This window comes from Rhodopirellula sp. J20-39 (assembly GCF_057365095.1).
Map to the genome: position 1 here is coordinate 1680337 of NZ_CP195123.1, position 14376 is coordinate 1694712.

At 55.8% G+C, this 14376-nt stretch carries 8 protein-coding genes and 1 tRNA gene; 5 read left to right on the top strand and 4 right to left on the bottom strand.

Annotated features, from left to right (window positions below):
• Window positions 1-94 precede the first annotated feature (94 nt).
• Window positions 95-2071 carry a hypothetical protein gene (locus ACR3ZL_RS06040; RefSeq protein WP_486173282.1) on the bottom strand — a complete coding sequence of 659 codons (1977 nt, stop codon included), beginning with the start codon at window positions 2069-2071 and terminating at the stop codon, window positions 95-97.
• Between the two features lie 280 nt (window positions 2072-2351).
• Window positions 2352-4577 (bottom strand): DNA helicase RecQ, encoded by a 2226-nt coding sequence (recQ, locus tag ACR3ZL_RS06045; RefSeq protein WP_473648783.1) that lies wholly within the window; start codon window positions 4575-4577, stop codon window positions 2352-2354.
• A 204-nt stretch (window positions 4578-4781) separates the two neighbouring features.
• Here recQ and ACR3ZL_RS06050 point away from each other — a divergent pair, with 204 nt between their 5' ends.
• Together ACR3ZL_RS06050 and ACR3ZL_RS06055 are read left to right on the top strand one after the other, a co-directional pair.
• Window positions 4782-5987, top strand: coding sequence for a DNA-binding protein (locus tag ACR3ZL_RS06050; RefSeq protein WP_473648782.1), 1206 nt, complete (start codon window positions 4782-4784; stop codon window positions 5985-5987).
• A gap of 294 nt (window positions 5988-6281) precedes the next feature.
• Window positions 6282-7208 (top strand): glycosyltransferase family 2 protein, encoded by a 927-nt coding sequence (locus ACR3ZL_RS06055; RefSeq protein WP_486173283.1) that lies wholly within the window; start codon window positions 6282-6284, stop codon window positions 7206-7208.
• 61 nt (window positions 7209-7269) lie between these two features.
• Here the strand turns inward: ACR3ZL_RS06055 and ACR3ZL_RS06060 are convergent, their stop codons facing one another.
• The gene (locus tag ACR3ZL_RS06060) at window positions 7270-11214 is read right to left on the bottom strand and encodes a serine/threonine-protein kinase (protein ID WP_486173284.1); all 3945 of its coding nucleotides are present in this window, start codon (window positions 11212-11214) and stop codon (window positions 7270-7272) included.
• Window positions 11215-11670: 456 nt separating this feature from the next.
• Here ACR3ZL_RS06060 and ACR3ZL_RS06065 point away from each other — a divergent pair.
• From ACR3ZL_RS06065 to ACR3ZL_RS06075, 3 genes are all read left to right on the top strand, one after another.
• A tRNA-His gene (locus ACR3ZL_RS06065) sits at window positions 11671-11746 on the top strand.
• Between the two features lie 333 nt (window positions 11747-12079).
• The gene (locus ACR3ZL_RS06070; RefSeq protein WP_486173285.1) at window positions 12080-12601 is read left to right on the top strand and encodes a MarR family winged helix-turn-helix transcriptional regulator; all 522 of its coding nucleotides are present in this window, start codon (window positions 12080-12082) and stop codon (window positions 12599-12601) included.
• Entirely contained in the window at window positions 12594-13343 is a 750-nt protein-coding gene (locus ACR3ZL_RS06075; protein WP_473648779.1) for a siderophore-interacting protein, read from the top strand. Before ACR3ZL_RS06070 ends, ACR3ZL_RS06075 begins: the two co-directional genes overlap by 8 nt.
• Before the next feature lie 87 nt (window positions 13344-13430).
• On the opposite strand, the gene ACR3ZL_RS06080 is transcribed toward ACR3ZL_RS06075, so the two are convergent.
• Window positions 13431-14300 (bottom strand): 3-keto-disaccharide hydrolase, encoded by an 870-nt coding sequence (locus tag ACR3ZL_RS06080; RefSeq protein WP_473648778.1) that lies wholly within the window; start codon window positions 14298-14300, stop codon window positions 13431-13433.
• Window positions 14301-14376 lie beyond the last annotated feature (76 nt).

The following is a 14376-nucleotide window of genomic DNA, read 5'->3' on the forward strand; positions in this document are numbered from 1 at the left end:
GAACGTTGGAGATTATGCTGAAGTCAATTCATCGACTACGCAACTATGGCCAACTATACCCTTCCATCAAGCGATAAAGCGATTGCAGTTACAACTAAGGTTGTAGACCTTGTAGCAATTCCAGCGAGAGGGTTGTTGAGTCTCCATTGCCTTGGACTTTGCCCAGCCCGATTTGAATGCCGCCGGGAACCGAGTCCGCACTCGCGGGCAATTCCACTTTCACGTCTTGTTTGTTGCTAAGCATGATCGATGCACTGCCGGGCTCGCCGGATAATTTGCCGACCACTAAAACGCCATCGGTTTGTCGCTCGTCGGCTGATTGCGCAATCCAAGCAGGGGATGCCAGGGCGAACGCTTTTACAAGGCTCATGTCTGAAGCAATGTTCTTCAGGATCGTTTGTGCCGGACCCATTGAATCCGGTGACGCACTACCGGCGACTGCGGAGATGTCTTCATAGAGGTCCTGAACCGCTTGATCACGATTGGGATTCTCAGCGGATAGAGCGTTGACTGAATCGAGCTTTTGAGCCAATTGAGCGACTTCGGCATCGATATCAAAGGAAGGGGCACTATCAAGCGAGGGGGCATTGGGTTCCGTGTTCTCGGACGCCGGCATATCCGGCTGAAATAGATCCGTTTGATCGGTCATCTCGGGCTGCGTTACCGAATCGAGAGATCCGAAAGGATCCGCGGATTCACTGGATTGATCGGAATCAGCGGGCTCAGTGGCAGTGCTAGGTTCTGCAGTTTCGCCTGGCAACGAGAAGCTTGGTGTGCTGTCGGCTGATCCAAACGAATCGTCAGGGACCGATTCTTTCGCCGCCATGACCGCATCGTCTGAGGTTGGAAGCTCCGGCATATTGAACAGGTCGTTGTCCGCGGGTGCAGGATCACTTTCCGATGGTCCGGCATCAATCGACTCGGGTGCAAAGCCTGGTTCTGCGTCTGGGCTCGAACCCGGCTCTGAAGCCGTGGGCTCCGGTTGGGTGGGCATCTCAAACGAGTTCCCGGGATCTGGAGTGTCTGGATCGGAGCCGGAAATTTCAGCGAGAGCGTCCATTGCAGGCGCGGCCGCTTCGCTCATCATTTCTTCGTCGCTCATGTCATCGGCAAGTGAACGTCCTTGAACCGGATCGTCATCGATCAAGGCTGGTGGATCGAGTGGCTGCATCGGTGCCGATGCACGACTGACGGTCGTCTTGTTGCCCATCGGCAAGTACTCTTCCAGCATGTCGCCCACGACTGGAACGGGTTTGCCCATCACGTGCAGAATTCCAGCAACAATCGGCAGCGAAAGCAAACCACCGGCCGCGACACCGATGATCGAGCCGATTCCCGGACCGCTCTTCTTTCGTCGGCGTCGAGTGTTCTCGACATCCATCATCGGGCCAAGGTCGAGGCTTCCTGATGATTCTTCGTTTTCCAGAGTTGCACTCAGGTCGTCATCATCGGACATGTCGTCGGACAGACCGGCAACCAGATCCATTTCATCTAGTTCGGAACCATCATCGACCATTTCTTCGATCGATCCGCCGAAGTCGACTGGCTCGATTTCTTCCACCGTTTCTTGCTGGTCGCTTGGGACGTCTTCATCCAGCGTGGTTTCCATGTCCTGCAACTGATCAACTTGCCCGGGCAATTCAGCCACCGAGCCGAGCGATTGAGGCTCATGTGTTTGAGATTCGAAGGCACCCAATCCTTGTGAATCGGAATCACTGAAATCGGATGCATCGCGAACTTGATCGGCGACGGCAGTTCCCCCCGCGGCTGCCCCAAGTCCAGCAACGCCAAGGCCTGCCGCACCCAAGCCAGCCGCTGCGAGGCCGGCGGATTCCGTCTCGGCGGACGAATCGCCTGACCAAGCTGGAGCGTCGTCGGCGTTGGATAAATGTCCTTCGTCTCCCAATAAGACCAGAGCCGGAGGAAGGGCAGCACGAATCTCTTTTGCATCAAGAGTGGCCAAGCACCACGGGCATTGAGCCTGCACGGAAGCGGACGAAGCGTGACCGCTACACAGAGAATCCGGCACACTGACGGATTCTTGGCACCGAGGGCACTGCGTTATCAACATGAATCAACCGAGAGAGCAAAAGGATCTGGGGTTCGACCGAACCAACGTCGGCACGCGAACATTGTAACCCGTTTGATGACGCATTTCAGCCCGCAAGATTGCTCATCCTGCAACGTTTACCGACCCCCAAGGAAGCCTTTTGGGACACCTAATCGTGGGGCAAGGTGCAACGAAGTCAGAGCTCACTCAGTACGAGATCTGATAAATTGGCACCTCTGGCTACCGCACATTCGGTTGAGTTGCCGCCCCCTTCCGTTCGCTCCGCACATGACGCTACGGCTTACTTGGTGGCAGTCTGGTTCCGGAAGCAGCTCGCGACGATCCGGATTTCTTCGTACGAAACCGGCTCTTGGACTGCATCGTTGGCTTCCAACGCATCAAAAATCGGTTTGAATCGACCGTCGGTGCTCGCCGCCATGGCCTCTTCGATGTAGGGGATTTTCTGGGAATCGACCCAAGAGGAAGCGTCGCTGATCCCTTCGTCGGCAATGTAAGTGCTCAGGTAACCGTTGATGGTCGATTCCGCACGCCCCATCGCTTCGGCAACCTCGACGACCGACTTGCCCTGACGAAATAACTCACTCGCTTCGTTTTGAACAAGCGTTCCCTTTGCTGACATTGGCCGCTTGGGACGCGGTGGGCTCACCACGCTGGTGTCGGAAGTCGATACGTCCCGGTTCAGGTCGCTGCCTTGGCAATAAGCGTCCATGGCTTCCAAGAACAACGTGCCAAACTCTTCCAGTTTCCGTTCGCCGATTCCGCGAATGCCGGCCATCTTGGTTAACGCACTGGGACGTTGGCGAGCGAGTTGACGAAGCACCGCATCACCGAAAATGACGTAGGCGGGCACCTTCCGCTGGGTAGCCAGTTCGCTGCGAAGGTTTCGTAGATGTTCGAACAAGCCGCGATCAACTCCTTCCCAAGATTCTTCCGGTTTGGCTCCGCGTGATGACCGAGACGAACTCTTGATGTTGGGACGAGTGAGCGTGACTGAGCCGATTCGCTTGAGCAGTTGTTGCCCTGTTGGAGTCAACGCGAGTGTTCCGTATTCCCCCACTCGCTGGAGATAGTCTTGCGAGATCAATTGTTCGACCCACATCTTGACTGTTGACGCCGACTCGCTGCTCAACAAACCGTACGTGCTGAGTTGGTCGTGTCCAGCATCGATCAGTTTTTGATCACGAGATCCGGTTAGCATCTTGACCGTGTAGGCAACGCCAAAGCGTTCTTTCAAGCGAACCACGCCGGATAAGATTTTCTGGGATAGGGTTACCGGATCGTCAACGGTGTCGAGTTCACCTAGACATACATCACATGCGTTGCAGTTATCGACATCGAACTCCTGGCCGAAATAGGACACGATGGCGGCGTGCCGACATCGCACTCCTGCGCAAAGATCCGCCATCGCGTACACGCTCTTCATCGAGTCTTCGAAGTTGGAGCGGTCCCCGTTTTCCAAGATCCGCTTCCACGTCATGGTGTCACCACCGCTGTAGATCAACACGCACTCGGCTGCCAACCCATCTCGTCCGGCACGGCCGCTTTCTTGTTGGTAGTGTTCGATTGATTTTGGCATGCCCGCGTGGATCACGAACCGGACGTTGGACTTGTCGATGCCCATTCCGAAGGCGACCGTTGCGACGATGACGTCCACCTTTTCTTGGATAAACGCTTCCTGGTTACTCTGGCGAGTCACATCGTCCAAGCCGGCGTGATAGGGAAGGGCCGAGACTCCCGCAAGCTCCAACGCGGCGGCGGTCTGTTCCACTTCTTTACGGGTGATGCAGTAAACAACGCCGGACTCGCCCCGATGTTGATCGACCACGTTGCGGATTTGTCGCAACTTGCCATCGCTGGGAATCATGCGGTAGGTCAGGTTGGGACGATCAAAGCTACCGACCAACACGTTGGGCGATTGAAGTTGCAATTGATCGGTGATGTCGTCACGCACCCGCTCCGACGCCGTTGCCGTGAAGGCATGCACGGACGCATTCGGGAAACGTTGTTTCAGGATTCGCAAGCCTCGATATTCCGGACGGAAATCGTGCCCCCAATTGCTAACGCAGTGAGCTTCGTCGATAGCGAAAAAACTGATCGGCACCGAAGCTAAAAAATTCAGCGTACGCTCGGTCACCAATCTTTCGGGGGCAAGGTACAGCAAACGAATTTCACCGCTGCGAATCCGGTCTGCCGTCGTTCGCTTTTGCTCGTCCGATTGGGTGCTGTTGACCAGTGCCGCTGCAACACCGTTGGCGGTTAACGCATCGACTTGGTCTTTCATCAAGGAAATCAACGGCGACACCACGACCGCCATCCCCTCACGCACTAGCGCAGGAACCTGATAGCAGAGCGACTTCCCGCCGCCGGTCGGTAGAACGACCAAACTATCTCGAGCACCGATGACGTCGTTGACCGCTTCTTCTTGCAAAGGACGGAATTCATCGTATCCCCAAACCCGACGCAGAACCTCATAGGCGGTCTGTGAATCGGTTTGAGAAACAGTCACGGCAGTATCCTGGAGGCGTTTAGAAATTTGAAGAGTTGAGTCGTTCGGAAAACGAAGGTTGATATCGTCGGTTGGGAAGGTCTGTCAGTCTCGTCGGAGCAAGCCGTGCATTGAAAAAACGAGGTTGGCGATCGAGACAGCAAAAATTGGAGGTCGCCGAACAAACCCGTTAGGATAGAGGCAACCTATGCGAAGGATGGTTTCGTGTCCAAGAGAAAAAACAAGTTAAGAAAGCAGGATTCAGGTTCTGGCAGACCACCAGATGCCGGTCTAAACGAAGCGATTCGCGGTACCGGTGCAGTCCATCCGGCCGGCCAGTGCCCACCACCTGATCATTCCGCGTCGGATCATTCCCCGCTCAAACACTCGTCTCGGTCCATTCACGCGTCCTCCTCCAACCACGCATCCCAGTCCAATTACGCGTCCCAGTCCAACCACACGTCTGGTGATGAATCGTCATCCCGCCCGACGCCGCAGCGGCAAGACCTTTCGAAGTCGGCTGACGTTGCCGAGTCAGCGTCCGCCGGAAACCAAGCCGACCTTCAGCAAATCACCGGTGGCGATCCGTCATTGCCTCAACACGTTTACTCTTTGTTAGGCAAGGAACCGGACGAGCAAGTTGCCACCCGGTTTAATCTATCGGTGGATGTCATTCGCGCCGAGCGTCAGCGGCGGGGCATCAAGCCGAGTTTGTCTCAACACTGGACCGCGGAAGCCGATGCGATGCTGGGCACCGTGTCGGATGCCGAATTAGGGCGACGTCTTGGGGTCACTGCCAATGCGGTGAATCGGCGGCGGCGTCGACTTGGCATCCCACCGTTCGCGAAACCCACCCGCGAACTTCGTCACCCTTGGTCGGAACAACAAATCGCTTGGTTGGGCCAGATTTCCGACGTGGAAATCGCTCGCCGATTGGGGCTGGATACATCGACGGTCGCCGCAAAACGCAATTCGATGGGGATTGCCGCAAAACGCAAAGGCCGGCGAAGTCGTCAATGGACCAAGAAAGAACTCTCGTTGTTGGGCCGGATCCCTGACACACAAATCGCCCAAAAGTGCGGCATTCCTCGACGCAAAGTCGTGGCCATGCGGCAATCCCGTGGCATTGAATCACCGGTCACCCAAGCGAATCAGCAGCGGTGGACGCCCGAGGTGATTGCCATGCTGGGAAAAATGACCGACGCCCAGGTCAGCAAGCGGACCGGCATCCCGGTCGGTTCGATACGGGGGTATCGCTCACGGCACGGGATCGTTTCGCGAAAGCCACCTTTTCGTTGGGCTCCCGAGCAAATCGTGCGACTTGGGCAAGAGGATGACCGGGACATCGCGAATTCTCTTGGCATCGATGTCGCGAAGGTAACCCGCAAACGACAGTCGCTGAAAATTGCAGCCTACAAACCACCGACCTAGACGTTTAGGTGCGGAATCGGTCACAGAATCAACCGGCTGGAATTTTCTGTTCCTCCGTCAGCGTCGGTCCGGTTGGCAAACTTTACGGGTTAGCGAAGCCGCGCGAAGTCGTGTTGGGTGACTTAGCGGATTTTGCGGCTCCCATTATCAATCGCCTCAACTGACTCAAGCCGCGATACCGAAACCATACATCAGCGTCGTGGTCGGTTCAGGCCGCGATATATCCCCGCCGGGCAATGCAAAAAGCGTATCGTAAGCCCAGCGATTTATGGCGTGATCCAGGAAGGTGCACCAGTGCCCAAGTTCCCAAACATTCCACGGTTGACGATCGTTGTTCCCCATGTCGGTAAATCTGACGCGTTTGAAAATTCGCTAGTCAGCGTCTTGCAGCATCGCCCGGATGATTGCGAAGTTTTTGTCCCACATGCAGGCGACTATGACGACCCGTTCGACCTGGGCGACGAGGTTCAGTTTATCAACGCCGACAGCCCGCGTTGGATGAACCTGATCGGCGCAGCCGCCCAACAGGCTCATGGTCGGTTTGTGCATGTGGTCGGTGCTGGCCACGTGGTGACTCCGAACTGGACCGAAGCGGCGACCGCCGAGTTTGAAGCGAACCAATGTGGATGTGTGGTCCCGATTGTCCGCTACGCTGGCGAAACCGAGATCGCTTACGCCGGTTGGCGGCGTTCATTGGCATCGGCTTGCGATTTAGTCGCCGCTGGCAAAGACGATGTCACCGCTCGCCAATGTCGCAACGTGGAAGGTGGTTTCCTATCGGCCAGTTTTTGGCGCCGCGATCTGTTGCGTAGCGTGACCAACGCGTACCGCGGGAACGACATCATCGAAGCGTCGCTAGTGACCGGTCTGTTAACCGCACAAGCCGGCTGGCGAACGGTTGTCAGCCGCGATTGCACGATCAACGCACCGGCATCGGGTGATGCCGATTACGATCTGCAAATTGTGGAAAATCACCGTCGCTTGCAAGCAATCTCAGATCAATTTTCTGGCAACGGCGGTTGGGGCAAAGCGTTCGGCCGATTGACGACCACCGTCTTTCAAACTGGCTTGAGTTCCGCGATCGCACGAGCTACCGCTCCCCTGGCCGCAGCGGCCGTCGAGAAATTGATTGATTCAACCGGAGTGTTGCGGGTGGATCAACAAGCGGAAACCTATCGCATTCCCGCTTCGGACCAGCAGCCACTTCGCCGCGCTGCTTAAGAACGTTTGCACGTTTGCCAACTCGATGCCGCGAGTTCAACGCTCGCGGCATTTGCATTTCTTAGCCGCCGTAAAGCCTTGCGAACGCGGCCGGATCATGAATACCTTGTTTCGTTAACAAGGTAATTAGACGGGATGGATCTTTGATTCCGTTCAGCCGATCCAATTCATCTTCCGCAACCATGCTCGTGGGGATCAGCCCCTGGGCCTTCGCGGATTCGGTGGCGCGATTTAGCAACTGAGTTGCTCGTTGACGAGCCGTCGACGGTGTCGATCCGAAGGCATCGGGATGGCGAGCCCATGCCAGACCTTCGATCAGGTCAGCTTTGGCGACTGCGTAATCGAGTTTGTTGCCTCGCAACTTCTTAACTCGCCTTTGGAACTTCTGTGTCCACTGACGTTGCGAGTTGGAAAGAAGTAGCAGCGTGGACATCGCCAGCAGTTCATCAATCAGCACACGCATGATCTGAACTCGCCGGTACCAAACCGATTGAGTGCATTCCACCGCGGTTTGAGGAACAATGGTGGCAAGCTCGTTTGGTCGGTTTTGGTAGATCGCTTGCAACAAGTTCTTTGTCTGGACGATCATTGCGAACCCGTCGATACCAAGCACGCCGAGGTGTTCGCTAAGGATGCTGTGAAGGTTCTGCAATCCCGATATGTCGTCTCGTCCCAGGAACACTGTCGATGAATATCCAAGGCTGCCCATTGCCAAAGTAAAGCGGTCGTTGGTCGTCGCTGACTCCGCTTGCATGTCGTCGACCATCGTCGCGAGTGATGGGAAATCACCAAGTTGGAAGTAGGCGGTCGCTTCGATGAAACTAGCGTGAGCTACTTCGAATCCGTGATAGATTTCGCTGGCCGCGTAAGACTCGCGAGCCTTGCGGATGAATTCCGGTACCTCTTGAATCAGACCACCCATTCCGTGGACCCACGCAGACCCCGTGTACACGTCACCGTGTCGGGCTGGCTCAATATCTTCGTTCAGTTCGGCTCGCATCTTCTTCAGCGTTGCGAAGGATCGCTGCTGAGAACGTCCGGCTTCATAGGCATTGAAAACGCATTTGCCGACCGCGATTTCGATTTGCTCGCTCTCGGTTCCGATGTGTTGCACCAAGTCACCACTGAACACGCAAAGCTCAGCGGATAGGAAATTGTCGATGTAGCTCAGCGGACGAATCAGCCGCAAACAGGCGGATATCTGATTCGATTCCAGCGACGTGCGCTGCATCGGTTTGGCGAGCTTGAACCGTCGGACCTGCTGCATCACCTGGTGCATCAGTAATCGCCGGACGATTGATAGATGGGTCAGCCAGACAGGTTTCTTAGAGGGTAGTTTCAGTCGATCGAGCAGTGGTCGTAGTTTTTCAGTCACCTCACCAAACCGGCCCGATCGAATGAAGCAGTGAACCTGAGCAAGTTCGGTTTCCAGCTTGGCTTGTCCTGACAACCGACCGACCAATTCCTGATAGACCTCAGCGGCATCGGACAGTCGACCACCCCGCTCGAGGACTTCGGCGGTCAAACGCAACGCTTCGCTTTTTTCTTCGCCGGTCGTGTTGTCAGCAACTAAGCGGAACCAGCGTGCCGTTTCGATCAGTGCGTACAGGTTTTGAGCTTCGACTGCGGCAAGCTTGGCCCAATGCACGAACGCTTCTTTCTGACCTGCTTTCTGAAAGTGTTCTGCGATACGACCCGCCGCGCGGCCTGGCATCATTGGTGTTGCGGGCTGGTTTGATGTCGAGTCCTGGTCGGCGGATAGCGTTGGTGAGGCTTGCCCAGATGCCTCGTTGGACAAACTCTCAGCCCAATGCCGGTGCATCGCCACGCGTTCGGCTTCGGGGATTTGATGCAATAATTGCCGGCCCAGTTGGTCGTGCCAAATTCTCAAGTACTGACCATCAGGCCCATCACGCACGATCAAGCGTTTTTCGCTTAGTTCGTCGAGTTGAGCTTCCAGCAACGCGGGGTTGTTTTGTCGATCAATCAGTTGCAACTCTTCGAACGTGAGTTGACGCCCCGCAATGACTAGATATTCCAGTAACCGCCGTACGTCATCGCTCAATAAGTCGTTGCGATATTGCCAGACCTCTTCGATCGTAGGGGTTTTCGGTGACAACGTTTCAGGTTGGTCTCGCAGCATCCCCGTCGGCGCCAGTTCGCTAAGATAGACATCCAGCCGGTAGGGCAAACCCTCAATTTGTTCGCTTAAGGCAGCGACTTGGCTATCAGATAAATCAACGTGCTGGAATTTCGCTTCGCTGCGGATGGCTTCCGTTGTGACGGCGGGCGAGAGCGGGCCCAACGTGATTCGCGTGTGCGGAGCATGTTGTTGCTGATCGCCATCGCTTCGCGATACCGTAATTAAACCGAGCCCTTGGAACTGGGGCGGACCAATCCGATGATCGACCGTTGATTGCAGGTGGTCGAGCACATGGACGGTGTCACGGTCGGCCCACTGGACGTCGTCAATGATAAAAAATAACGGCCCCAAACGGCGCAGTTGGTTGCAAACCTTCATCGCTGCATCCAGTCCACCGGGGCGGGTAGGTGCTGTCACCACCGGCGGTTCGGCCCAGTCCACTTCCAATACCTCATTGAAGCCAGGAAGGCTCCGCTGCAAAATAGATTCGCTTACCGAGTCCACTCGCAGGCGGCCCATTTTGCCGCGACGGAAATCCATAATGATTTCGTCGGCAAGCTGACCAAACGCTTGCAAAGGGCTTTGCTCAAAACGCTGGCAGCGGGCCGTGTAGACATTCGCCCAGGACTGTTTGCGAAGTTCCGTAATCGCCAGTTCCAGCAATGTCGACTTGCCAATTCCGGAAGCACCTTCGATGTGCAAGCGTTGTACCTGGCCACCCAACACCAAATGGCACCATCGCTGAATCTCGCAAAGGTTGTCTTTGCGGGATGCCTTCGTGATTCGAATGGCGCGGGCGGAAGTGTCGTTGGAAACGCCCACCAATGGCCGTCGGGAAACAAAAGATTGGCCGAGACGGGATAGTGACATCGCGGTCGGACGATCGGAAACGTCCGGCGACAACATCTCGTTCACTGCATCGAGTAGCACGTCCGGGATCGCCTCGTTTAGCCCCGTCATGGCGTCAACGATGTGCTCGCGGTCGGTTACCGAGCTTTGTTCATCTCGCTGGATTTCTTCGCCAGTGACTTCACTGTTGACTTCACCCACCACTTCTTTGGTCGCCGCGGCTTCACTTTGGGAAGGTTCCGCGTTGGCCGTGAACAGCCGCAAGGCTTCTAACGCCACCATGCCCAGGCTGAAGATATCGCTAGCGGGACAATACGATTGGCGAAACAAGACCTCCGGAGCCACATACATCGGGGTCCAAATAAGGTAGGTGCGAATGTTTTCCGGATTACTCTCGTCTTCGAATTTGCCGGTTAGGTCGCAGTCGACAATGACAAAACGCTTACCGTCGTGCGTCATCATCAAGTTCGTCGGCTTGATATCACGGTGAACTAGCTGGTGCGCGTGCATCCACGCCAGCGCGGCTCCGACCTGGCGGATCATGTCCAGCAGCCGATTGCAGGCTTCTTCCAGTGGAAGTGCTCGCCATTTTCGCAGCACCATCACAAGGTTGCTGCCGACGATTTCTTCCATCGAAAAGGCGAGCCAGTTTTCCTCGTGATGAATCCGGTGCAGCCGAACCAATCCGCGGTGCCGCAGTTTGCTCATCCGGCGGAATCCCGTTTTGGCGCGAACGGCTTCCTTTTGGTCGACGGTGGGAAAGATCTTGATCGCCATTTGTCGGCCCGTCGCGATCTCTCGGGCGCTGTACACCCAACCGTGCGACCCGCATCCAATGGGCTCGATCAATTCAAAGCCGGCGACGGTATCGCCGCTATCCCAGCGAGGCTTCTCCAGCCGGGGACGTTTGACGACTCCGCGCGTGCCTTGCCCGTCGTCGACTTTTAACCGAGTTTCGCGGGCACTACTGGGACGCAGCCACTCGTCGCCACTGTAGTCTTCCCATTGAGCCATTCTCTACACATTCCCCATTGCTTGAAAGAAGCGGTGACAACACTGTACACCTCTCGATGTGACGATGGGCAATTAATTCTCAGACGCAGCCTCGTCTAAAGAGACAAATTGATGCCACGAACGCAGTCGATCGTTGGATCCGCGTCGGGTTGCCCGCCCACTTCGTCGCCCCTGTGAACCTTCGTTTCCCCCATGAAATGAATGGGGGCCTTGGAGGTAGCCCCCATGGTGTCGTCTAACAGATTCCACGCCTAGCGAAAAAATAGTATCGGATTCGTTTTTTCTACAGATTTCCCGAGGATCTCGCTGGGACGCCTTCTATTTTCGGCGAAAAGTTGTGAAATCCAAGCCATTGACCGAAAAACGACGGGACGATATTGTTTGCTTTGACGAAGACAATTGAGCGATCGGGCGAGAAGAATACGCCGGGTTCGCAAGTGTGATTTTCGTTAAGACGGTGGATGTAGCTCAGTTGGTTAGAGCGTCGGTTTGTGGTACCGAAGGTCGCGGGTTCGAGCCCCGTCTTCCACCCTTTTGAAATTCTTTGATGGGCAGTCTGGAACGCGAGCAAGCGTTACCGTCTTACTGACCCTGGGCTCGGGTTTTTAGAACCCGCTACTGAAGAACTCAGTGGCTCCAAGTCTGCCCCTGCCTGTTTGGCGGATGTGTATTTCAGTCTCAGACACAATGAGACGAGCGGAATCCATCAGCAACGAATCAGTTCGTGGGAAGCTACCCCGGATCTGGTGCAACCGTAGGCTGCGAGGCGGTCCGTTGGGCTTTAAGGAAACACTCTTGTTTTTGGTTGACATGATCAACTAGTCTGTAGTAATGTTGATACTGTCAACTAACTGTGGAGGGCGAGATGCCTGTTTCGAAGAGGCCTGATCCTGAAAGGCCGGCCCGTGAAGTTCCCGTCCTCAAAAAGTCCGAGTCCTCGCTCAGCGATGTGTTGCACCGGCTGATGCATGCTTACAAGAGGCAGCTCCGCGCCGGTGTTCAGGAGCATCAGATCCCGCTTCCGATCACCCACATTCGGGTTCTCAAGTGCATCGGCCGGTTTCCGGACAGCACGGCACGTTCGATCGCCCAGCGAATGAACCAAGACAAGGCGCAGATCACACGCGTCCTGAATGAATTGAAAGAGTCGAAGTTCATCGAAGCGACTGAGAACCCGGGTGATCGCCGCAGTCAGTTTTTAGCGGCAACGAAATCAGGCAGGCGAATCCTATCGAAAATTGACGTGCTCGAAGAACAGGCCGCCGCTCACATGACACGCGACCTCAGTCCCAAGCAAATCCAATCGTTCATTCGCATCGCCGGAACAATGACACAGAACTCACGTGACGACCAATCCCTCGACAAAGGAAACAATCGAGATGGCTAAACGCCCGCAACGGGAGCTGGAGGTGATCCGCTCCACGCAAATTACCGATCATATGCGGCGTGTCACTTTGGGTGGCGACGCGCTTGCGTCATTCCCCGAAGACCAGGAGGGTGCGTACGTCAAGTTGATCTTTCCCCAGCCAGACAACCCACGGCCACTGATGCGGTCATACACGATCCGGCATCAACGGGAGATGGAGATTGATCTCGATTTTGCGTTGCATGAACCGATGGGGCCCGCTTCGATGTGGGCGGTCAACGCTGAACCAGGAGACCGGATCCTCGTCGGTGGCCCGGGGCCCAAAAAAATGATCAACCAAGATGCCGACTGGTTTTTGCTGGTCGGCGACATGTCCGCACTTCCTGCGATCAGTGTCAATCTTCGCAACCTGCCTGCGGATGCGATCGGGTATGCAGTGATCGAGGTGACTAGCGAAGCGGAGATCCAAACGTTGGATCATCCGCCAAAGTTCGAACTGCGTTGGGAGATCAACCCGACGCCTGACCCCAACGGTGCATTTCTTGTTTCGAAAGTGGAGACACTGCCGTGGCTGGATGGCCAGCCAGCGGTGTGGTCTGCGTGCGAGTTCAATAGCATGCGGAACCTAAGGCGTTTTTACCAAAGCCATGAGATCTCCCAAACGCACCTCTACTTGTCGAGCTATTGGAAGGTGGGGCAAACCGATGACGAACACAAGTTAGCCAAGAAGCAAGACGCCGAGCAGATTGCGTCGACTACTTAAAATGGTGAGCAAATCGCTGCACCTGTGGGCAGAGCAACTGCCGGCTTTCGCTTTGATCTAGGTGTATTGCGGTTGGGCGTGATCAGCTTACAGGCTGAGGATGCGGATCTTGCGGTACCAGGCTTCGGACGGTGGGCCGCTGTGGATTTGCAGACCGATGATGCCAGCGCGTGGGATTTCAGGATCCGTTTCCTGATAGGAGACCGTGCGGCGTCCATTCATGAAAATCTCGGTCCGGTCATCGACGCAGACAATTCGCAGCGATACCCATTCCGACTCGGGGATGGCCTGGGCATCTGCTTTCAGGTTGCCTGCGGTTGTTTTCCCTGGCTCGGGTCCCGTTGATGCGGCATCTGTTGCGTGGACCGATTCCTGTTTCGCTGGCGTGGACCATTTGACTTCGAGGCGAGGTTCGGGAACGGCCAGCATCGTTCGCCGGCGAGACTCATCGTACAACGCGCCCCAGATCGATTGGTTTCCGGCTTGGCCCATATCGGCCTGGTAGCCGATAACCTCGTTTGGCGGGATACCTTCGTCAGAGGATCGGGCACGCCTGGATCGAAATTGCACACCAGCGTTTCGACCGGTTCCTCTTAACCGCACGTCCATTCGCAAGTCGAAGTTGTCGAACTGCTCCATCGTGCACAGGAACTGATTTTTGGGGATCGGCTGTTCCAAGCGACCGGCGATGATGGCGTCGCCCTGGGTGTGGAACCAGTACATGCCGCCTTCCCAGCGTGTCAGAATGGTGCCGTCGAATAGCGAGCGGGATCGCCGTTCGAAGTCGTGGTCGGACACCGTGGAGAGTTCCGATGTGTCCGACGCCTTGGGTACCGAGTCGGTCGCAGGGGCCTGTGTTTGAGGGGCGACTGGAGCGTCAGCCCACGCGGCGGAGATGCTGCAGATAAGGGTTAGGCAGGCGATCGCGGCATAATTTTGGTGAAACAGGTGCGTCATTTTACCCCCTCGGCTTTGTTGATCGAGTTTGACAGATCATACTCTGTCCAAAACAACGAAGTTTCCCCTCCCCCCA